This is a genomic window from Enterobacter sp. Acro-832, from assembly GCF_011752745.1.
GTDB classification, from domain to species: Bacteria; Pseudomonadota; Gammaproteobacteria; order Enterobacterales; family Enterobacteriaceae; genus Enterobacter; species Enterobacter quasiroggenkampii.
Genome location: NZ_VWWX01000003.1, coordinates 121,859 through 141,480 on the forward strand (window position 1 = coordinate 121,859; position 19,622 = coordinate 141,480).

The window sequence follows — 19,622 nt, forward strand, 5'->3', positions numbered from 1 at the left end:
GGGGGACAGGACGTTCATCCAATAGTTGTCTTCGGGAGTGGGAAATGAAGCCTTTTTTGCGCTGGTGTTTCGTTGCGACAGCTTTAACGCTGGCAGGATGCAGCAACTCTGCCTGGCGTAAGAGCGAAGTCCTCGCAGTGCCATTGCAACCGACTTTGCAGCAGGAAGTGATCCTGGCACGCATGGAACAAATACTTGCCAGTCGGGCTTTAACCGATGACGAACGCGCACAGCTTTTATATGAGCGCGGAGTGTTGTATGATAGTCTCGGTCTGAGGGCATTGGCGCGAAATGATTTTTCACAAGCGCTGGCTATCCGACCTGATATGCCTGAAGTATTCAATTACTTAGGCATTTATTTAACGCAGGCAGGCAATTTTGATGCTGCCTATGAAGCGTTTGATTCTGTACTTGAGCTTGATCCAACTTACAACTACGCGCACTTGAATCGCGGTATCGCATTGTATTACGGCGGTCGTGACAAGTTAGCGCAAGATGATCTGCTGGCGTTTTATCAAGACGATCCTAATGATCCTTTCCGTAGCCTGTGGCTTTACATCGTTGAGCGGAAGCTCGATGAGAAGCAGGCAAAAGAGGCACTGAAACAGCGCTTCGATAAATCGGACAAGGAACAGTGGGGATGGAACATTGTCGAGTTCTACCTGGGCAACATTAGCGAAGCAACGCTGATGGAACGCCTCAAGGCGGACGCAACGGATAACACCTCGCTCGCTGAGCATCTCAGTGAAACCAACTTCTATTTAGGTAAGTACTACCTAAGTCTGGGGGATAAGGACAGCGCTACGGCACTGTTCAAATTAGCGGTTGCTAACAACGTACACAACTTCGTTGAGCACCGTTATGCATTGTTGGAATTATCGCTCTTGGGCCAGGAGCAAGACGACCTGGCAGAATCGGACCAGCAATAGCTGACGACATAAACATCAGCCCGTAATCTTTTGATTGCCATCACCTTAACTGGTGAGGGCGTTGTTGTTCGTCAATACACCTACTTTGAGCCGGTTCACACTTTTCAATGAAAATTGCTAATCATTTTCACGATGAGCTAAGTAGACTGGCCGCCATTGACATTGAGGCACTCGTACTACATGGCTGAATTCGAAACCACTTTTGCAGATCTGGGCCTGAAGGCTCCTATCCTTGAAGCCCTTAACGATCTGGGTTACGAAAAACCATCTCCGATCCAGGCTGAGTGTATCCCACACCTGCTTTCTGGTCGTGACGTGCTGGGCATGGCCCAGACTGGTAGCGGTAAAACTGCAGCGTTCTCGCTGCCGCTGCTGAACAACATTGATCCGGACCTGCGTGCACCGCAGATCCTCGTTCTGGCTCCAACCCGTGAACTGGCTGTTCAGGTTGCAGAAGCCATGACGGAATTCTCTAAACATATGCGCGGCGTAAACGTGGTTGCCCTGTACGGCGGCCAGCGTTATGACGTGCAGTTACGCGCCCTGCGCCAGGGCCCACAGATTGTTGTCGGTACGCCGGGCCGTCTGCTGGATCACCTGAAGCGCGGTACCCTGGACCTCTCTAAACTGAGCGGTCTGGTACTGGATGAAGCAGATGAAATGCTGCGTATGGGCTTCATCGAAGACGTTGAAACCATTATGGCGCAGATCCCGGACGGTCATCAGACCGCGCTGTTCTCTGCAACCATGCCGGAAGCTATCCGTCGCATTACCCGCCGCTTCATGAAAGAGCCGCAGGAAGTGCGTATTCAGTCCAGCGTAACCACTCGCCCGGACATCAGCCAGAGCTACTGGTCTGTGTACGGCATGCGTAAAAACGAAGCGCTGGTACGTTTCCTGGAAGCGGAAGATTTTGATGCGGCGATTATCTTCGTTCGTACCAAAAACGCGACCCTGGAAGTGGCTGAAGCCCTGGAGCGTAGCGGCTACAACAGCGCAGCGCTGAACGGTGACATGAACCAGGCCCTGCGTGAGCAGACTCTGGAGCGTCTGAAAGACGGTCGTCTGGATATCCTGATTGCAACCGACGTGGCAGCACGTGGTCTGGACGTTGAGCGTATCAGCCTGGTTGTTAACTACGACATCCCGATGGATTCCGAGTCTTACGTTCACCGTATCGGCCGTACCGGTCGTGCGGGTCGTGCTGGCCGTGCGCTGCTGTTCGTTGAGAACCGCGAGCGTCGTCTGCTGCGTAACATCGAACGCACCATGAAGCTGACCATTCCAGAAGCGGACCTGCCAAACGCAGAGCTGCTGGGCAAACGCCGTCTGGAAAAATTCGCCGCCAAAGTACAGCAGCAGCTGGAAAGCAGCGATCTGGATCAGTACCGCGCGCTGCTGTCGCAGATTCAGCCTGTTGCTGAAGGCGAAGAGCTGGACATGGAAACCCTGGCTGCAGCACTGCTGAAAATGGCTCAGGGCGAACGTAGCCTGATCGTGCCACCAGATGCGCCGATGCGTCCTAAACGTGAATTCCGTGACCGTGACGATCGCTTCGAACGTCGTGGCGACCGTAACGATCGTGGCCCACGTGGTGACCGTCCAGAGCGTGGTGGTGAAGACCGTCCACGTCGTGAACGTCGCGACGCAGGTGACATGGAACTGTACCGCATTGAAGTGGGCCGTGATGATGGCGTTGAAGTTCGTCACATCGTTGGCGCGATCGCTAACGAAGGCGACATCAGCAGCCGTTACATCGGTAACATCAAGCTGTTCGCATCCCACTCAACCATCGAGCTGCCAAAAGGCATGCCGGGTGAAGTACTGCAGCACTTTACGCGTACCCGCATCCTGAACAAGCCGATGAACATGCAGCTGCTGGGCGATGCACAGCCACGTCCTGACCGTGGCGGCGAACGTCGTGGCGGTGGTCGCGGTTTCGGCGGCGAGCGTCGTGAAGGCGGCCGCAGCGAAGGTCGCGGTGGTGAAGGCCGTCGTTTCTCCGGCGAGCGCCGCGAAAGCCGTGGTCCACGTCGTGAAGAAGGCACCAGCCGTCGTCGTTTCGGTGACGCGTAAGCCTTACGCTTCTGACGTAAAGTAAAATATACAGCCCCGATACATGCTATCGGGGCTTTTTTTATTCCCTTTGTACTCTTGTACTGGTACAGTGCGTCACATTAAAATGCAGAACCGCATGATTGACTGGAGAAAAGGCTGTATGGCGACACTAACCACCACCCAAACGTCACCTTCGCTGCTTGGCGGCGTGGTGATCATCGGCGGAACCATTATAGGTGCCGGGATGTTCTCCCTGCCCGTGGTCATGTCCGGTGCGTGGTTCTTCTGGTCGCTGGCCGCGCTGGTCTTTACCTGGTTCTGTATGCTCCATTCCGGGCTAATGATCCTCGAAGCCAACCTGAACTACCGCATTGGCGCGAGCTTCGACACCATCACCAAAGACCTGCTGGGCAAAGGCTGGAACCTGGTGAACGGTCTGTCCATTGCCTTTGTGCTCTATATCCTGACCTACGCATATATTTCGGCAAGCGGTTCGATTCTGCATCACACCTTCTCTGAGATGTCGCTGAACGTTCCGGCGCGTCTGGCCGGGCTGTGCTTTGCGCTGGGCGTGGCGTTTATCGTCTGGATGAGTACCAAAGCGGTAAGCCGGATGACGGCAATCGTACTGGGCGCGAAGGTCATCACCTTCTTCCTGACCTTCGGCAGCCTGCTGGGGCACGTGACGCCCGCCACGCTGTTTAACGTTGCCGAAGTGAATACCTCCTATACGCCGTACCTGCTGATGACGCTGCCGTTCTGTCTGGCGTCGTTCGGCTACCACGGCAACGTGCCGAGCCTGATGAAGTACTACGGCAAAGATCCGCGCACCATTGTGAAGTGTCTGGTCTACGGCACGCTGCTGGCGCTGGCGCTGTACGTCATCTGGCTGCTCGGAACGATGGGCAACATCCCGCGCCCGGAATTTATCGGTATTGCGCATAAGGGCGGTAACATTGACGTGCTGGTGCAGGCGCTGAGCGGCGTGCTGAACAGCCGCAGCCTGGATCTGCTGCTGGTCATCTTCTCTAACTTCGCGGTGGCAAGCTCTTTCCTCGGCGTGACGCTGGGCCTGTTTGACTACCTGGCGGATCTGTTTGGCTTTGATGATTCTGCGATGGGGCGCTTCAAAACCGCGCTGCTGACCTTCCTGCCGCCGATTGTGGGCGGCCTGCTGTGGCCGAACGGCTTCCTGTACGCCATCGGCTATGCCGGACTGGCGGCAACCATCTGGGCGGCAATAGTGCCCGCGCTGCTGGCGCGTAAATCACGTAAACGCTTCGGCAGCCCGAAATTCCGCGTCTGGGGCGGTAAGCCGATGATTACGCTGATCCTGGTGTTCGGCGCGGGCAATGCCCTGGTACACGTGCTGTCGAGTTTTAATCTGTTGCCTGTCTATCAGTAAATGCAAAGCCCGGTGGCGCTACGCTTACCGGGCCTACAGGGATCGCGTAGGCCGGATAAGGCGTAGCCGCCATCCGGCAAAAAACTACCCCACCAACTCCTTTTTCACCTGCATGGCCAGCTCAAACGAGTGCAAACGCGCCTGGTGATCGAAAATCTGGCCGTTAACCATAATTTCATCCGCCTGCGTTTCACGCAGTACCGCCTCCAGCCCGTGACGCACTTTCGCTTTATCGCCTACCAGCGACATGCTCAGCGCCTGCTGAACGCCATACTGCTCTGAAGCTGACCACAGCTGATGCATATTCTCCACCGGTGGCGGAAGCTGGCCCGTCTCCCCGCGACGCAGCTTCACAAACGCCTGTTGCATGGAGGTGAACAGGAATTCCGCGTCGCGATTGCTGTCGGCAGCAATGATGTTGATACACACCATCGCGTACGGTTTCTCCAGACGCTCGGACGGTTTGAAGTGCGTACGGTAAAGATGCAGCGCCTGATGCAGCATATCCGGCGCGAAATGGGAGGCAAACGCAAACGGCAGCCCCAGCTGGGCGGCAAGCTGCGCGCTGTAGAGGCTTGAGCCCAACAGCCATACCGGGATCTTCTCGCCGTAACCCGGTACCGGGCGCACGTGCGGGTTCGGGTCACGCGCGTCGAACCAGTCCACCAGTTCGGCCACGTCGCGTGGGAAGTTATCAATATCGCCGCTCATATGGCGACGCAGGGCGCGCATGGTCGGCTGATCGCTGCCCGGCGCACGGCCAAGCCCTAAATCGATACGGCCCGGATAGAGGGTATTCAGCGTGCCGAACTGCTCGGCGATCACCAGCGGGGCGTGGTTCGGCAGCATCACGCCGCCGGAGCCCAGGTGCAGCGTGGTGGTATTTGCCGCCAGATAACCAATCAGTACCGAGGTGGCGGCGCTGGCAATGCCCACCATGTTGTGGTGTTCGGCCAGCCAGTAGCGGTGATAGCCACGCTTTTCGGCCAGCTGAGCCAGATCCAGAGAGTGCGAAAAGGCTTCTCTCGCCGAGGAGCCTTGTGGGATCGGCGCCAGATCCAGCACCGAAAACGGAAGGGTTTTGTCAGTCATAACAGCTCACTTTGTCGACGGTGAATCTTTAATACTGCATTAAAAAATGATAACCGTTGTTAACAAAGTGAGCCTTTTTTAGGCCTGAAGTTCCAGCCCGGCCAGACGCTTCCAGTAGCCGTTACAGTCGCTGTTCGCCGTCAGCGGCAGCGGAGCGGCACCGTTTTCGTTAGCGCGGAAGGCGTCCAGCATCGCGAACACGCCGGTATCGAGCGGCGACAGGCGCACCATATCTACCAGCCCGTCCATCGACGCCAGCTCGTTGCCGAGGTTATAGACATAGCCGCTCATGGTCTGAATACCGTTGAGAACAAACACCTGTTGGTTCTCCTGCGACAGCATGCTGCGCCCGTTCGGGTACTTAATGCAGCAGGTTTCGCACTCGTCTTTCGGACGGTCTTCCGAGCGCGCGGTAAAGCAGCGGGCGGAATAGGCCAGCGGCAGATGCCCGTAGCTCAGCACTTCCACTTCAAACTTGTTGCGAATGCCCAGCTCTTCGCACTGCGTGAGCAGGTTTGCCAGCCAGTCGCGGGAGAGTTCAACCGGCATGCACCAGCGCGTCATGCCCTGTTTGAGCAGCAGGCGCAGGGTCACGGCGTTGTAGCAGTTCAGGGCATGACCCGCGACAAACGGCAGCCTGCGTTCGGCGCACATGTTCACCACGCCGAGATCGCTCGCTTCCAGCAGGAACTCGCCGTTCTCTACGTAGCGTTTCAGCTCGCCCAGTTCGGAAGACGCCTGCACCAGCGCAAGGGTGGAGAGCACGACCTGCTTGCCGCTGCCGGCCAGGCTTTTCGCCATCTCCAGCCAGTCGCCCACTTTGGTGGCGCGGCGCTTGCTGCACACCGCTTCACCGAGGTAAATCACATCGGCGCTGCTGGTGGCGGCCTGTTGGTAAAAATCTTCCAGCGTCTCTTTTGGCCAGTAGTAAAGCACCGGTCCTAATGAATATTTCATGATTTTCTCACTGCCATTTACGGTGATACGCGCCCAGCGTGGTTTGCGTGCCTTCGGACATCGATCCGAGCGTCTCCATCCAGGCCTGCTGCGGAGCGTAGTTCTGCGGGTCTGCCATGCAGCGGTCGATGGCCTGACGCCACACTTTCGCCACCTGGCTCACGTAGGCCGGGCTACGCTGGCGACCTTCGATTTTCACCGAGGCAATATTGGCCGCCAGCAGTTCCGGCAGCAGCTCCAGCGTGTTGAGGCTGGTGGGCTCTTCCAGGGCGTGGTAACGCTCGCCGTCGACCAGATAGCGGCCTTTACACAGGGTGGGATAACCGGCGTTTTCACCGTCCTGATAGCGGTCGATCAGCACCTCATTCAGGCGGGATTCCAGCCCCTGCGGCGTTTGCTGCCAGCGGACAAAGCGGGCAGGGGAGCAGGCCCCGACGGTATTTGGCGACTCGCCGGTCAGATACGAGGAAAGATAGCAACGGCCTTCGGCCATAATGCACAGGCTGCCAAAGGCAAAAACTTCCAGCGGCACTGGCGTGACGCGTGCGAGTTGCTTAACCTGATGGATAGAGAGCACGCGCGGCAGCACCACGCGGGCCACGTCAAAGTTTCGGTGATAAAAACGCACGGCCTCTTCGTTGGTGGCAGATGCCTGAACAGAGACGTGGCGCTCAATATGGGGATAGCGTTCTGCCGCATACTCAAGCATGGCGAGGTCGGCCAGAATCAACGCATCGGCACCCAGCTGTGCCGCCATATCCACCGCGCGTTGCCAGCGGGCGTACCCGTCAGGATGAGCAAAGGTATTGATGGCGATATGCAGCTTGCGGCGGTGCTGGTGAACGAAGTTAACGGCTTCCTGAAGCTTTTTCTCCGTAAAGTTGAGGCCAGCAAAATGGCGGGCATTGGTGTCATCTTTCAGCCCGATATAGACCGCATCGGCCCCATTTTCGATGGCCGCCTTAAGCGCCGGAAGGTTTCCGGCAGGGCAGAGCAGCTCCATAATTTATCCTGATGTTGTCGATCGCAAAAATGTTAACGAGCTGGGATTTTAATTAACCCATACGCGACAATTTTTGATTTAAGGCAGCTAATGGCGTATTGATGGCACCAATAATGAGGTTGTCCGGACGACGGTTTGTTGATTTACGCCGCTATGTTGTGCGTCGGATATGGCAAAATAGCAGGACTATAGATATCAGGGAGTAAAGCTCGTGCTGGATAAACTGCGTTCACGTCTCGTACAATTTGGCCCATCAATGCTGAGCGTGCCGGTCAAGCTGGCGCCGTTCGCGCTTAAACGTCAGGTGCTGGAGCAGGTTCTGAGCTGGCAGTTCCGCCAGGCGCTGCAGGATGGCGAGCTGGAATTCCTGGAAGGCCGCTGGTTGAGCATTGAGGTGCGTGACATCGGGCTGCGCTGGTTTACCTCCGTTGAGAATGACCAGCTGATCGTCCGCGAAACCGCCGAGGCGGACGTGAGCTTTAGCGCCAACGCCAGCGATCTGCTGATGATCGCCGCGCGTAAACAGGATCCGGATACGCTCTTCTTCCAGCGCCGTCTGGTGATTGAAGGCGACACGGAGCTGGGCCTGTACGTGAAGAATTTAATGGATGCCATTGAGCTGGAGCAGATGCCGAAAGCGCTGCGCGTGATGTTGATGCAAATGGCAGATTTCGTTGAGGCTGGGCTGAAAGCCCCGCCGGACAGTAAACACACTTCAGTAGGTGAGCCATGCTGATTCGAGTCGAAATAGGGATTGATGCGCCGGGGATCGATGCGCTGCTGCGCCGTGCTTTCGCGAGCGATGCCGAAGCCCAGCTGGTCCACGATCTCCGCGAAGACGGTCTGATTACGCTGGGGCTGGTCGCCACCGATGACGAAGGTCAGGTGGTGGGCTATGTTGCCTTCAGTCCGGTCACCGTTCAGGGCGAAGAGCTGCAGTGGGTCGGTATGGCGCCGCTGGCGGTGGATGAAAACTATCGCGGGCAGGGGCTGGCGCGTCAGCTGGTCTATGAAGGACTGGATTCGCTCAATGAGTTCGGTTATGCGGCCGTTGTTGCGCTGGGCGATCCGGCGTTCTATGGCCGTTTAGGCTTCGAGCAGGCCGCGCATTACGATCTGCGCTGCCGCTGGCCGGGTACGGAATCCGCGTTCCAGGTGCACCGTCTGGCGGACGACGCGCTCAACGGCGTCAATGGCCTGGTCGAGTACCACGACCATTTCAATCGCTTTTAATCAGGCTCTCGCGTAGCGCCTCAAAGGAGCCGTCTCCGGTCACGAGGCGCTCTTTCTGGCGCTTCGTCAGCTGTTTGATGCGGTATTCCAGCCTGAGGGCCAGCGATCGGTCACCGACGGGCGCCGAAAAGGCGAGCTGTAATTCCCCTTTCCCCCGCAGCGCTTTTGCCCCTTTCCCCGTTTGATGTTGTAAAAAACGCCGCGCCACATCGGTGGTTATCCCGGTGTAGAGTGCGTTATCAGCGGTTCGGACAAGATAGAGAAACCAGCACACGGTAAACAGATTCAGTATGTTAAGGTGAACGCACCATAGCATGAGAGAGAACGAAAATGGAAACACTGGCAGCCATCAACCGCTGGCTGGCGAAGCAGCACGTCGTCACCTGGTGCGTCTACAGCGAGGGTGAGATGTGGTGCGCAAACGCGTTTTACTACTACGATCCGGAGCGCGTCGCGTTTTATGTCATGAGTGAAGACAAAACGCGTCATGCGCAGATGACCGGCCAGCAGGCGAAGGTCGCGGGCACGGTGAATGGCCAGCCGAAAACGGTCGCGCTGATCCGTGGAGTACAGTTTAAAGGGGAAATCCGTCGTCTGGACGGAGAAGAGAGCGACGCGCGTCGTAAGCACTACACGCGCCGCTTTCCGGTTGCCGCTGCGCTAAAAGCCCCGGTGTGGGAAATCCGCCTCGATGAGCTGAAATTTACCGACAACACCCTGGGCTTTGGCAAGAAGCTGCACTGGCTACGCGCCGAGCAGGCGTAGCGCTTCGCGGTTAAACGCCGGGAGATCGTCCGGGGTCCGGCTGGTGATCAGCTGGTCTTTGTCGTTGACCACCTCCTGATCGTAAAATTCGGCGCCCGCATTTTTCAGATCGATAACGATCGGTTTCACCGCCGTGAGCTTACGCCCGCGGACAACCTCCGCGCTGATGAGCAGCTGCGGGCCGTGACAGATGGCAAAGACCGGTTTGCCGGTAGAGACAAAGTCCCGGGTGAAGGTCACGAAGCGCTCGTCTCCGCGCAGGGAATCCGGTGAATGGCCGCCGGGTAATAGCAGTGCGTCAAAATCGGAGGGGCTAACGTTATCGATGGTCTCATCAATGGTTACGGTTGCCTCGCCCTTATGACCTGTCACCGTTTTGCCCGCTTCTTTCTCGATGGTGATGACCTCATGTCCCGCCTTGCGGAACGCCTCTGCAGGAGAGGTGAATTCTGAATCTTCAAACTCGTCGGTAATCAAGACTGCGATTTTCTTGCCCATGCTTCCTCCGTTGTTTTGGCTTCAGACTGATTTTTCTCCGCTTGTGGTAAATACTTACCTGTAACAGACTTCTAAGTGTGGTCGACGACGCTGAGTTCGCAAACGGACAATTCTGTAAAGGGGATACGATGAGTCAGGTACTGATTACCGGGGCTACCGGGCTAGTGGGCGATCATCTGCTGCGGCTGCTGATTCAGGATCGCCGCGTGAACTACATCGCCGCCCCGACGCGTCGACCGCTGGCGGACATCTCCGGCGTCTTTAATCCGCACGATCCTCAACTGACGGATGCGCTGGCGCAGGTGCAGGATCCCATTGATATCGCGTTTTGCTGTCTGGGCACCACGCGGCGGGAGGCGGGGAGCAAAGAGGCATTTATCCACGCCGACTATACGCTGGTGGTGGACACCGCGCTTACGGCGAAAAAGCTGGGGGCCAGACATTTTCTGGTGGTCAGCGCGCTGGGCGCCAGTGCCGGATCGCCTTTCTTCTACAACAAGGTGAAGGGCAAGATGGAGGATGCACTGATTGCGCAGAAATGGGAGCAACTGACGATTGTGCGCCCCTCGATGCTGATCGGCCACCGCGACGAGCGCCGCTTTAACGAGTCGATGCTGGCCCCGCTGTTTCGGATCCTTCCCGGCAACTGGAAAGCCATCGAGGCGCGGGATGTCGCGCGGGCGATGTTAAAAGAGGGACTGGCCCCGTCAAAAGCGGGCGTAAACATTATCCCTTCGGCAAAACTGCGTGAAATCGCGCAGGGCGAGGCGTAAACTCCCCCGGCTAATTACTCATACTCTCCGGGGAATGCTATGACTGGTCAGTCTTCATCTCAGGCGGCAACACCTGTTCAATGGTGGAAGCCCGCACTCTTCTTTCTCGTGGTCATTATTGGCCTCTGGTACGTGAAATGGCAGCCGTACTACGGCAAAGCCTTCACCGCCGCCGAAACGCACAGCATCGGTAAATCTATTCTCGCTCAGGCTGATGCCAGCCCGCTTCAGGCGGCGTGGGACTATGCCATGGTCTACTTCCTTGCCGTCTGGAAGGCTGCCGTCCTGGGCGTGATCCTGGGCTCACTGATTCAGGTGCTGATCCCGCGCAACTGGCTGGTGAAAACCCTCGGACAGCCGCGCTTTCAGGGGACGCTGCTGGGAACGATCTTCTCCCTGCCGGGGATGATGTGCTCCTGCTGTGCTGCACCCGTGGCGGCAGGGATGCGACGCCAGCGCGTATCAATGGGCGGCGCACTGGCGTTCTGGATGGGCAACCCGCTGCTCAATCCGGCGACGCTGGTGTTTATGGGCTTTGTCCTGGGCTGGCATTTCGCGTTCATTCGTCTGGTGGCCGGACTGCTGACCGTGCTGGTGGTGGCGACGCTGGTGCAAAATCTGGTGAAGGATAAGACGCCAGAGTCCGCGTCTATTGAGCTGGACGTCAGCGAGCCGCAGGGCGGGTTCTTTGCCCGCTGGGGCAGGGCGCTATGGCAGCTTTTCTGGAGCACCATCCCGGTCTATATCCTGGCGGTGCTGGTTCTCGGGGCGGCGCGCGTCTGGCTCTTCCCGCATGCGGATGGCGCTATCGACAACACGCTGTTGTGGGTCATTGCGATGGCCGTTGCAGGCTGCCTGTTTGTGATCCCTACCGCCGCAGAAATTCCCATTGTTCAGACCATGATGTTGGCCGGCATGGGCACCGCACCGGCGCTGGCGTTGCTCATCACGTTGCCTGCCATCAGCCTGCCGTCGCTGATTATGCTGCGTAAGTCATTCCCGGCGAAAGCGCTGTGGCTCACCGCAGGGCTGGTGGCGTTGAGTGGGGTGCTGGTGGGGAGTATTGCGCTTCTGTGAAAAACGCCCGGTGGCGCTACGCTTACCGGGCCTACAAAAAAATCCCCTCACTTGAGGGGATTTTTTTATTTAATGTAAGTAAACGCGGTGGTGACGTGCTTCACGCCGCTCACCCGGCTGGCAATATCGGCCGCCGCTTTCCCTTCACGGTCGGTCACCAGACCCAGCAGGAACACTTCACCGTTTTCCGTCGTCACCTTCACGTTGGAAGATTTCACCTGGTCCGAACCCAGCAGTTGGGAACGCACTTTGGTGGTGATCCAGGTATCGGAAGAAGCATCACCCAGGCCAATTGGCTTGCCCTGACGCACTTCGTTAAACACCTCTGTGGTCCCTTCAACGCCCATCGCAATCTGTTTCGCACGCGAGGCGAGTTCCATATTCGGCGCCTGGCCTGCCAGCAGCACTTTGCCCTGGTAAGCCGTCACGTTGATACGCGCCTCTTTCTTGATCTGTTCGTCTTTCGACAGCGCACTGTTGACGCGCAGCTCCAGCGTACCGTCATCCACCTGTGTCCCCACAGAGCGCGGATCGGTTGCCGCTTTGGTGCCTACTGCGGCGGTACCCACAACGGCCGCAGCGATACATCCCTGAAGCAGTAATGCAGACATAAGGACTGCGAGGGTCGATAAAGCCTTCATAAGAACTCCTTAATCATCCTGGTGAGGGAAAAGCGTGTTATCGATCAAGTCACATAAGCAGTTCACCGTGAGCATATGCATTTCCTGAATACGTGCGCTCCGGTGAGACGGAATGCGGATTTCCACATCCTGCGGCCCAAGCAGACCCGCCAGCTCACCCCCGTCATAGCCGGTTAAGGCCACGATAGTCATGTCGCGGGTGACGGCGGCTTCAACGGCTTTGACAATATCCCGGCTATTGCCGCGCGTGGAGATGGCCAGCAGCACATCTCCGGCATGACCCAAGGCTCGCACCTGCTTTGCGTAAATTTCGTCATGCAGACGATCGTTAGCAATCGCCGTTAAGACCACATTATCGGTATTAAGTGCAATGGCAGGTAAACTCGGGCGTTCTGTTTCAAAACGATTGATCATGCTGGCAGCAAAATGCTGTGCGTTGGCGGCTGACGTGCCGTTGCCACAACAGAGGATTTTGTTGCCGTTTAGCAGGGATTGCACCAGCGTCATTGCGGCACGCGAGATAGCATCCGGAAGGGCTTCCGCCGCGGCAATCTGAGTCTGGATGCTTTCTGTGAAGCACACTTTAATTCTTTCGAGCACGTTATCCCTTTTAAATCTTAATTATGCGTCTTCGCCAAAAGCGTTTTTAAGCCATTCGATCTCATTTCCGGTGAAGGCTATCACATCGAACCGGCAATCCACAGTATCAAAACTCCCATTATGGCGGGCAAGCCACAAGTGGGCAGTCTGTAATAATTTATGTTGTTTGGCGAGCGTCACGCTGGCGGCAGCACCGCCAAAACGGGAGGACTGTCGAAAGCGCACTTCTACAAACACGATGACCTGACCGTCTTTCATGATCAGGTCGATTTCGCCGCCACGCCCGCGGACGTTGGCGGCGATGAAATGCAGTCCTTTGCCTTCAAGCCAGCGACGCGCCTTTAACTCCCACGCATCGCCGGTCTGTTTACGGCTTAACTGGCCGGGACGATCTGCCCCTGCTGGTATTTGAGCCATGATAACTTCCTGTTAATCACACAATCCTGAGTGGCGGTCAGATCGCCGGTGTTGCCGTTAAGCTCGAAGCCCGGCACCTGACGCATCTGGGTAAAGTGGTTCGCCAGCGCCCACGCATCAACCCCCATCGCATACAGACGCGCCAGAGAGTAATCGTTACGCACCGCGCTCAGCGCCTGCTGCATCAGGGATGGATTGCTGCCAGCCAGCATCGGGATTTCGCTGTACTGCAGACCGTCCATTTCCAGACGGAAATCCGGGCCTGCGGTGCCCTGTGCGCTGCGGGAGCTGGCGTAAAGCGTTGCGCCGCTCTGGCTGCCGTTACGCATTGCAATCATCGGTTTGATAAAGGCGATCTCCTGCGGTGTGGCAACGATATAGGCCGCATCCACTTTACCGCCACCGCTAATCTGCGCGTCGGTTGGCGGTGCAGGGATCGTCAGGCCGCCAATCGTCACGCCCTGCTGCTGTGGCAGGCTCGCGGTGACCGGGCTACCGTTAAGCGCGATACCCGCCCCGCCGTTGACGCCCGCGCGCAGTTCAGAGACGGAACCGAATTTCTGCTGCAGTACCACGCCGCCGCCCAGCTTCTGCCACTCATCGGCAAAGGCATTGGCCACGCGATCGCCCAGCGCGCTGCGTGGGATGAGCAACAGCGGCGCCTGCTTACCCTGCTCGTGAATATGACGCGCCGCATCGCGGGCTTCATCTTCCGGAGAGAGCGCGAAGTAGCAGATATTGGCCCGGTTCTGAACCTGCTCTGGCTGGTTGAGCGCCAGCACGTTCAGCGTGGTATTGCTCTTCATCAGCTCTTCCACGTTGTTTTTCAGCAGCGGACCGACAACGATGCTCGCGCCATCCTGTTGAACCTGCGCCAGAACCTGGTCCAGCGGCTGCGAACTGGTATCGTAGATTTTCAATTCAGCGCCCGGGTTGGCGCTGGTGGTTGCCACGGACTGCGGCTGCGCGGCAGGTTGAGCAGTTGGCTGTGCAGGCGGCTGTTGAGGCTGTTCTGCTGTTGTGGCAGGAGCTGGAACAGCGGCTGGAGCCGGAGTTGCTGGCACCGGTGCCGGCGTCGTCGGGGCCGTCACCGGGTTTTGCATCGTGCCCTGCGCTGGCGCTTGCGCCGTGGTCAGGTCGCTGGTCTCTGCGGCGGATGGGCTGACAACATCATTCACGTTAGCCGCCTGGGCCGCCTGTGCGGGAACGGCGCTGCCGGTGACCGCCGTCGTGCCGTTTTTCGCCGCTTCAAAGCCCTGCTGAATGGTGCGTCCAAACACCGCCGCCTGGCCGTTGAGTGGCAGAAGGAGGGCGATTTTGCTGGTCGAGGCAGGCTTAAAGTTCTGCACGTTCACCAGCTGGGTTGGCAGCATTTTCGCGCCCGGGTTTTGCGGGTAGCGCGTCTGCCAGTCCGTAATGCCGGCTTTCAACATCTTAGGATCGCTGCGGTTGTTAAACCACATCTGCTGCAGATCCAGCCAGCCCTGCAGGACGTTTTCATCCGCATTGATGACCAGCGCCTGCGCCTGTTCCTGCGTCATCGACGCCAGCGCTTGCCAGGTGGCATCAATATTTTTCTGCTTATCAGCACCGCCAAGCAGCGGCTCTTGCGCGACGAGCGCGCGGAGCAACGTCAGGGAAGGGCGTCCCTGCTCAGAGGTAATGCCCGCCTGCCAGAAGCGCGCCTGCTGGTTTTTATCCAGCGCGCTCACGTCGATATCACCGAGGATCTTCTTCGCGGCGGCGTAATCTTTCAGCGCAACTTTCAGCTCGGCAGAGAGCAGGCTCTGCTCACGACGCTGGGCATCGTTAAGATCTTTTGGCAACTGGTTAAACAGTTCGGCTGCCCGCTGGGTTTTACCCTCTTTCAGCAGTGCACGAATGGCGAGTAATTGCCAGTTGGTCTTGGTATCATTTGAACTCTGCGACATTTGTTGCAGATAAAAGCCAGAATCAGCCTGAGCAGAACCCTGGAGATGGGCGGTGCTCTGGTCAGGTGCCTGGGTGCCACAGCCTGCAAAGATCAGGGCTGCCAGCAGAAGCGGCACGCTGCGCGTGGCTTTTTTTCGAAGAAACGTTAACGGTACCATACTGTATCCAGTGATTTTTTTTACGCAATGCTCAATATTAAATCGGCAATACGGACGAAACAATGAAACAACACGAAACGGCAGATAATTCTCAAGGCCAGCTTTATATTGTACCTACTCCTATCGGGAATTTGTCTGATATTACCCAACGTGCGCTGACCGTACTGCAAGCTGTTGATTTAATTGCTGCTGAAGACACCCGCCATACCGGCTTACTGCTGCAACATTTCGCGATTAACGCCCGTTTGTTTGCTCTGCACGATCACAATGAGCAACAAAAAGCCGAAACGCTGGTGGCCAAACTGAAAGAGGGGCAAAACATTGCCCTGGTCTCCGATGCCGGTACGCCGCTGATCAACGATCCGGGCTATCACCTGGTGCGTACCTGTCGCGAAGCCGGTATTCGCGTGGTACCCCTGCCGGGACCGTGCGCCGCGATTGCTGCGTTAAGCGCCGCAGGTCTGCCGTCTGACCGTTTCTGCTATGAAGGCTTCCTGCCCGCTAAATCCAAAGGCCGCCGCGACGTCTTAAAAGACCTGGAAGCGGAACCGCGTACCCTGATTTTCTACGAATCTACGCACCGCCTGCTGGAGAGCCTGGAAGATATGGTGACCGTCTGGGGGGAAGGCCGCTACGTGGTGCTGGCGCGCGAGCTGACCAAAACCTGGGAAACCATCCACGGAGCGCCGGTAGGTGAACTGCTGGCGTGGGTGAAGGAAGACGAAAACCGCCGCAAGGGTGAAATGGTGCTGATTGTCGAAGGGCACAAGGCGGAAGAAGACGCGCTTCCTGCCGACGCGCTGCGTACGCTGGCGCTGCTGCAGGCGGAACTGCCGCTGAAGAAAGCCGCTGCGCTGGCGGCAGAAATTCACGGCGTGAAGAAAAATGCGCTGTATAAGTATGCGCTGGAGCAGCAGGGGGAGTAAGGCATCTCCTGCCCGTTTTTGCCGGGTGGCGGCTTCGCCTTACCCGGCCTACAGATCTTTAAGCGTCTTTTAGCTAGCAGGTATCGCCTCAAATACCAGCGTTTCCAGCGGTTGCAGCGTAATCACCACGGCGTTTTTGTACGCCTCCGGTACGGTTGAATTACGGCCATACACCGCCTTCAGACTAAACCGCGCCGCGTTTCCTGTCGGGACTTCGAAATCTCTCGTCAAATCCAGGTAGTAGCTTTGCGGCTTATCCGACGGGTTACGCAAGCCAAGAATCGCTTTGTCTTTATTCCATGACGCCCAGCCGTAAACCTGCAGCGCCGTTGGGTCGCCGCCTATCCAGTGGGTGTCCACCAGCACGCTGGCGTTTTCCCGGGACCATTTCGCCGCCTGTGCCAGGGTGTCCCACTTCGCCTTATTCAGCATTGACGGGGTGATATACAGCTCCTGCAGCTGCGTACCGGTCGCGAAATAGCTCCAGACCTGGTCGGCAAAATCGCTGTCCGTTTGTACCTTCTCCAGACCGTAGTAGGCATTCTCCGCGCTGACGATCCCGTGGTACATCAAGGAGTTCAGCGGGAACAGCGGGCCCTTGCGCACAATCGAGCGGTACGTTTCCGCATCGCGGTAGGTCATCCACTGCTGCACCGGCGTGCCGGGGCCGTACAGGTTGATGTCGTCCCCCTGGCGCCAGATCGAATCAGCGTAGAACAGCCAGGACGGGCTGGCGTTGGTCCCGGTGGTCAGGTTGATAAACAGGTTTGGGTTAGCGCTGCGCATGTTATGCAGCAGGGCGATAGAGGCGTCAAAATCCGAGGCGAACGGACTGCCCTTAATATGCGAATTGGCGTTTCCCATCCCATCAAGTTTGAACGAGGTAATATGTTCGTTTTTGATCAGCTTAACGATCTGCTCATTGAAGTTCTTAAAGTAGTTCGGCCCTGACAGCGCCAGCTTCCCGTCGACGGTTTCGAATCCATACTCTTTTGCATGCGAGACGCGAATGTCGCGGGGCTTGTTGTAGCCTCCCCACGGTGAGAGCCACAGCCCAACCGAGCTGTGCAGGCTGTCGGCTTTTTCCCGTACCTTGCCAAAACCGTTGCTGAATGCCGGACCAAACAGCCAGCGCCCGGTAAGGTCGTCCCAGCCGTCGTCCAGCAGGAACGCGTCCAGCGCCACGCCGCGTCCGGTGATAAATTCCTTATTCCACTCGTCCATCCGCCCCAGCACATCCTGCTCGGAGTAAGGTGTAAAGAAGCCGATATCCATCCAGCTGTTGTAGTGCAGGTAAGGCTTATACGGACGGGGGCGCACGGCATCGATAAACTGGTTCACGCTGCGGCGCAGTTGGCTGGTTTCCGGGAAGGTGCCGAAATACATCGTGTAGCTGACCGGCGTTTCAGGCTGAATGGGGGTTTTCAGCTCGACGTTGAGGTTGGTCGTCGCTTCATAGGCGTAAGTATTCACGATCGGTTTATCCGGCAGAATAAAGAACGAATCAGCCACGATCGGCGAACTGTTAATGGCCCCGTCAACATACGGTGCCTGAGACTGTTTTTTTGTCGGGAAGAAGGTGATTTTCGCCACGTCTCGCGACTTATCAACAGCCGCGAGGGTGTAATCGATACTGGCATACTTATCCTTCACCAGATTCAGCTTCACCGTTACGTTAAAATCCGGGCGCGTAAAGTCGATGACAATCGCGTTGTCCCGCTTTTCGACATGCTTGATTGAGAAATCAGCGGCGTGGATTTTTGTCTCATCCGGCAGCGTCAGAAAGAACAGCTCCTGGGGCGTGAGCGGATGGTTAGCCTTGCTGTCCTTCACTACTACCGTTGCGTTTGCATCATCAAACGAAAGGGCAATATTGTCGTTATTGAGCGCGTAGTTGGCGGCCGCCGCGCCGTGAGAAACAGAGAGAGCCAGCAGCGAAAGAGTGAGCACTTTTTTCATCGGGTTTAGATCCTTATCAGTAATGCTTCAGCATTCGGGTGATGGACTGCTCCAGCCAGTAGCGCTGGGTGCCGAAGTTAATCCGCAGGTAGTTTTCGCCGTTTTGCACGTAGTGGCTGCCGTCTTCAATGACCACGCCCGCCTGCCGGGCAAAATGTTGGGTTAACTGGGTGGCGCTGCGCTCGTCGGCGCTCACGTCTATCCAGGCCAGATACGACGATTCCGGGTTCATCATCTTCCACGCCGGGAAGTGGGTCTGAATCGCGTCTGCAAGGTAGCGCGCGTTGCCTTGCAGATACCCGTTCAGCGCGTCGAGCCACGGCAGACCGTGTTGATAGGCGAGGATAATCCCCCATACGCCGAACATATTGGGGGAAGTAATCGAGTTCTTCTCAAGCTGCTGGCGGAAGCGCTGGCGCAGCGAATCGTCCGGGATCATCGAATAAGACGTTTTCAGCCCGCCCAGATTGAAGGCTTTATTGGGCGACGTCAGCACGATCAGGTTGTCCTGCGCGGCACAGCCCGAAGTCAGACAGCTGACGAATGTACCGTCCAGAATGTGCTCGGCGTGAACCTCATCAACCACCAGAATCGTGCCGTAGCGCTTACAGAGAGCGGACACCTGCCGTATCTCATCTGCGCGCCAGATTCGGCCCGAAGGATTATGCGGCGAGCAGAAGAACCACAGTTTTGGACGGTGGGTTTTGAGCTGATCTTCAATCAGATGAAAATCCAGCTGATAGCGGTTTTCCTCCACGCGAAGCGGGTTAGCGAGGACCTTAACGCCCTGGCGCTGTGCCGCCATTGCAAACGGGTCGTAGACCGGGGTGTTCATCATCACGCTGTCGCCAGCCGTGCAGAACGCCTGAACCGTGTAGTGCAGTGTGGACACGGTGCCGTAGGTCAGCGTGATCCACGACCTGTCTACCTCAACCTGATGACGCGTGCGCTGAAAGGCGATCGTCGCGTCGTAGAATTCGTCGAAACACCACGTATAGCCAAAGGTGCCGTGCTCCACGATGCGCTGGAAGCCTTCAATAACTGCGGGCGGTGAGGTGAAATCCATATCTGCGATCCACAGCGGAATAAACCCCTCCGGAACATCACCAAAGCGTGAGCAGACAAACGCATGGTCCCATTTACGGCACTTATCGCTTTTACGCTCGATGATTTTGTCGAAATCAAACACAACGACCCCC

Annotated in this window: 20 protein-coding genes; 9 read left to right on the forward strand and 11 right to left on the reverse strand. The window is 57.2% G+C overall.

The features are described 5' to 3' along the window. Positions 1-44 precede the first annotated feature (44 nt). From nlpI to mtr, 3 genes are all read left to right on the forward strand, one after another. The gene (nlpI, locus tag F3J31_RS11880) at positions 45-929 is read left to right on the forward strand and encodes a lipoprotein NlpI (RefSeq protein ID WP_008501476.1); all 885 of its coding nucleotides are present in this window, start codon (positions 45-47) and stop codon (positions 927-929) included. Positions 930-1,109: 180 nt separating this feature from the next. Continuing rightward, positions 1,110-3,005, forward strand: coding sequence for a DEAD/DEAH family ATP-dependent RNA helicase (locus F3J31_RS11890; RefSeq protein WP_048028855.1), 1,896 nt, complete (start codon positions 1,110-1,112; stop codon positions 3,003-3,005). Positions 3,006-3,147: 142 nt separating this feature from the next. Next, positions 3,148-4,392, forward strand: coding sequence for a tryptophan permease (mtr, locus tag F3J31_RS11895; protein WP_167213255.1), 1,245 nt, complete (start codon positions 3,148-3,150; stop codon positions 4,390-4,392). Between the two features lie 84 nt (positions 4,393-4,476). Here the strand turns inward: mtr and F3J31_RS11900 are convergent, their stop codons facing one another. The 3 genes from F3J31_RS11900 to F3J31_RS11910 all read right to left on the reverse strand — a co-directional run bounded on the left by F3J31_RS11900 (position 4,477) and on the right by F3J31_RS11910 (position 7,444). Continuing rightward, a complete protein-coding gene (locus F3J31_RS11900) occupies positions 4,477-5,484 on the reverse strand; it encodes a luciferase-like monooxygenase (protein WP_167213258.1) in 1,008 nt (335 codons plus the stop codon). A 78-nt stretch (positions 5,485-5,562) separates the two neighbouring features. Next, entirely contained in the window at positions 5,563-6,441 is an 879-nt protein-coding gene (locus tag F3J31_RS11905; RefSeq protein WP_048028859.1) for a U32 family peptidase, read from the reverse strand. Positions 6,442-6,448: 7 nt separating this feature from the next. Further along, positions 6,449-7,444 (reverse strand): peptidase U32 family protein, encoded by a 996-nt coding sequence (locus F3J31_RS11910; RefSeq protein ID WP_021242249.1) that lies wholly within the window; start codon positions 7,442-7,444, stop codon positions 6,449-6,451. Positions 7,445-7,655: 211 nt separating this feature from the next. On the opposite strand from F3J31_RS11910, the gene F3J31_RS11915 reads away from it, so the two are divergent. Then, a complete protein-coding gene (locus F3J31_RS11915) occupies positions 7,656-8,180 on the forward strand; it encodes an SCP2 domain-containing protein (protein ID WP_045910093.1) in 525 nt (174 codons plus the stop codon). Then, positions 8,174-8,677 carry an N-acetyltransferase gene (locus F3J31_RS11920; protein WP_045910092.1) on the forward strand — a complete coding sequence of 168 codons (504 nt, stop codon included), beginning with the start codon at positions 8,174-8,176 and terminating at the stop codon, positions 8,675-8,677. The genes F3J31_RS11915 and F3J31_RS11920 overlap by 7 nt, the downstream gene beginning before the upstream one ends. Here F3J31_RS11920 and F3J31_RS11925 read toward each other — a convergent pair. Then, positions 8,664-8,993: a GIY-YIG nuclease family protein gene (locus F3J31_RS11925; protein ID WP_008501484.1), complete on the reverse strand. Its 330-nt coding sequence runs from the start codon at positions 8,991-8,993 to the stop codon at positions 8,664-8,666. The two genes, F3J31_RS11920 and F3J31_RS11925, sit on opposite strands and share 14 nt — an antisense overlap. A gap of 14 nt (positions 8,994-9,007) precedes the next feature. On the opposite strand from F3J31_RS11925, the gene F3J31_RS11930 reads away from it, so the two are divergent. Continuing rightward, a complete protein-coding gene (locus tag F3J31_RS11930) occupies positions 9,008-9,442 on the forward strand; it encodes a YhbP family protein (RefSeq protein ID WP_008501485.1) in 435 nt (144 codons plus the stop codon). On the opposite strand, the gene F3J31_RS11935 is transcribed toward F3J31_RS11930, so the two are convergent. Further along, positions 9,422-9,940 (reverse strand): type 1 glutamine amidotransferase domain-containing protein, encoded by a 519-nt coding sequence (locus F3J31_RS11935; RefSeq protein ID WP_023333577.1) that lies wholly within the window; start codon positions 9,938-9,940, stop codon positions 9,422-9,424. The genes F3J31_RS11930 and F3J31_RS11935 overlap by 21 nt on opposite strands. A gap of 128 nt (positions 9,941-10,068) precedes the next feature. Here F3J31_RS11935 and F3J31_RS11940 point away from each other — a divergent pair, with 128 nt between their 5' ends. Together F3J31_RS11940 and F3J31_RS11945 are read left to right on the forward strand one after the other, a co-directional pair. After that, positions 10,069-10,713 carry an NAD(P)H-binding protein gene (locus tag F3J31_RS11940; protein WP_167213261.1) on the forward strand — a complete coding sequence of 215 codons (645 nt, stop codon included), beginning with the start codon at positions 10,069-10,071 and terminating at the stop codon, positions 10,711-10,713. Positions 10,714-10,752: 39 nt separating this feature from the next. Then, entirely contained in the window at positions 10,753-11,790 is a 1,038-nt protein-coding gene (locus F3J31_RS11945; protein ID WP_167213264.1) for a permease, read from the forward strand. 65 nt (positions 11,791-11,855) lie between these two features. Here F3J31_RS11945 and dolP read toward each other — a convergent pair whose 3' ends face one another. From dolP to F3J31_RS11965, 4 genes are read right to left on the reverse strand one after another with little or no spacing between them, the layout of a single operon-like run. Continuing rightward, on the reverse strand, positions 11,856-12,431 hold the full coding sequence (dolP, locus tag F3J31_RS11950; RefSeq protein ID WP_024906379.1) for a division/outer membrane stress-associated lipid-binding lipoprotein: 576 nt from the start codon (positions 12,429-12,431) through the stop codon (positions 11,856-11,858). A 9-nt stretch (positions 12,432-12,440) separates the two neighbouring features. Further along, complete coding sequence (gene diaA / locus F3J31_RS11955; protein ID WP_003861754.1) at positions 12,441-13,031, reverse strand: DnaA initiator-associating protein DiaA; 591 nt, start codon at positions 13,029-13,031, stop codon at positions 12,441-12,443. 21 nt (positions 13,032-13,052) lie between these two features. After that, on the reverse strand, positions 13,053-13,448 hold the full coding sequence (locus F3J31_RS11960; RefSeq protein ID WP_045910089.1) for a YraN family protein: 396 nt from the start codon (positions 13,446-13,448) through the stop codon (positions 13,053-13,055). Next, positions 13,406-15,538: a penicillin-binding protein activator gene (locus F3J31_RS11965; protein ID WP_167213267.1), complete on the reverse strand. Its 2,133-nt coding sequence runs from the start codon at positions 15,536-15,538 to the stop codon at positions 13,406-13,408. The genes F3J31_RS11960 and F3J31_RS11965 overlap by 43 nt, the downstream gene beginning before the upstream one ends. A gap of 62 nt (positions 15,539-15,600) precedes the next feature. Between F3J31_RS11965 and rsmI the strand changes: the two genes are divergently transcribed. Further along, complete coding sequence (rsmI, locus tag F3J31_RS11970; protein ID WP_048028870.1) at positions 15,601-16,464, forward strand: 16S rRNA (cytidine(1402)-2'-O)-methyltransferase; 864 nt, start codon at positions 15,601-15,603, stop codon at positions 16,462-16,464. Positions 16,465-16,533: 69 nt separating this feature from the next. Here the strand turns inward: rsmI and F3J31_RS11975 are convergent, their stop codons facing one another. Both F3J31_RS11975 and F3J31_RS11980 read right to left on the reverse strand, forming a co-directional pair. Beyond that, positions 16,534-18,423 carry an enterotoxin gene (locus F3J31_RS11975; protein ID WP_167213270.1) on the reverse strand — a complete coding sequence of 630 codons (1,890 nt, stop codon included), beginning with the start codon at positions 18,421-18,423 and terminating at the stop codon, positions 16,534-16,536. A 16-nt stretch (positions 18,424-18,439) separates the two neighbouring features. Then, complete coding sequence (locus tag F3J31_RS11980) at positions 18,440-19,612, reverse strand: PatB family C-S lyase (RefSeq protein ID WP_167213273.1); 1,173 nt, start codon at positions 19,610-19,612, stop codon at positions 18,440-18,442. Positions 19,613-19,622: the final 10 nt, after the last annotated feature.

What these genes read in the sequence shown, in the direction of transcription:
- F3J31_RS11960 (WP_045910089.1), bottom strand. Translation starts at nt 13,448, where the DNA reads ATGGCTCAAATACCAGCAGGGGCAGATCGTCCCGGCCAGTTAAGCCGT.
- F3J31_RS11920 (WP_045910092.1), top strand. Translation starts at nt 8,174, where the DNA reads ATGCTGATTCGAGTCGAAATAGGGATTGATGCGCCGGGGATCGATGCG.
- nlpI (WP_008501476.1), top strand. Translation starts at nt 45, where the DNA reads ATGAAGCCTTTTTTGCGCTGGTGTTTCGTTGCGACAGCTTTAACGCTG.
- F3J31_RS11945 (WP_167213264.1), top strand. Translation starts at nt 10,753, where the DNA reads ATGACTGGTCAGTCTTCATCTCAGGCGGCAACACCTGTTCAATGGTGG.
- F3J31_RS11975 (WP_167213270.1), bottom strand. Translation starts at nt 18,423, where the DNA reads ATGAAAAAAGTGCTCACTCTTTCGCTGCTGGCTCTCTCTGTTTCTCAC.
- F3J31_RS11905 (WP_048028859.1), bottom strand. Translation starts at nt 6,441, where the DNA reads ATGAAATATTCATTAGGACCGGTGCTTTACTACTGGCCAAAAGAGACG.
- F3J31_RS11935 (WP_023333577.1), bottom strand. Translation starts at nt 9,940, where the DNA reads ATGGGCAAGAAAATCGCAGTCTTGATTACCGACGAGTTTGAAGATTCA.
- F3J31_RS11925 (WP_008501484.1), bottom strand. Translation starts at nt 8,993, where the DNA reads ATGCTATGGTGCGTTCACCTTAACATACTGAATCTGTTTACCGTGTGC.
- F3J31_RS11890 (WP_048028855.1), top strand. Translation starts at nt 1,110, where the DNA reads ATGGCTGAATTCGAAACCACTTTTGCAGATCTGGGCCTGAAGGCTCCT.
- rsmI (WP_048028870.1), top strand. Translation starts at nt 15,601, where the DNA reads ATGAAACAACACGAAACGGCAGATAATTCTCAAGGCCAGCTTTATATT.
- mtr (WP_167213255.1), top strand. Translation starts at nt 3,148, where the DNA reads ATGGCGACACTAACCACCACCCAAACGTCACCTTCGCTGCTTGGCGGC.
- F3J31_RS11900 (WP_167213258.1), bottom strand. Translation starts at nt 5,484, where the DNA reads ATGACTGACAAAACCCTTCCGTTTTCGGTGCTGGATCTGGCGCCGATC.
- dolP (WP_024906379.1), bottom strand. Translation starts at nt 12,431, where the DNA reads ATGAAGGCTTTATCGACCCTCGCAGTCCTTATGTCTGCATTACTGCTT.
- F3J31_RS11940 (WP_167213261.1), top strand. Translation starts at nt 10,069, where the DNA reads ATGAGTCAGGTACTGATTACCGGGGCTACCGGGCTAGTGGGCGATCAT.
- F3J31_RS11910 (WP_021242249.1), bottom strand. Translation starts at nt 7,444, where the DNA reads ATGGAGCTGCTCTGCCCTGCCGGAAACCTTCCGGCGCTTAAGGCGGCC.
- F3J31_RS11965 (WP_167213267.1), bottom strand. Translation starts at nt 15,538, where the DNA reads ATGGTACCGTTAACGTTTCTTCGAAAAAAAGCCACGCGCAGCGTGCCG.
- F3J31_RS11930 (WP_008501485.1), top strand. Translation starts at nt 9,008, where the DNA reads ATGGAAACACTGGCAGCCATCAACCGCTGGCTGGCGAAGCAGCACGTC.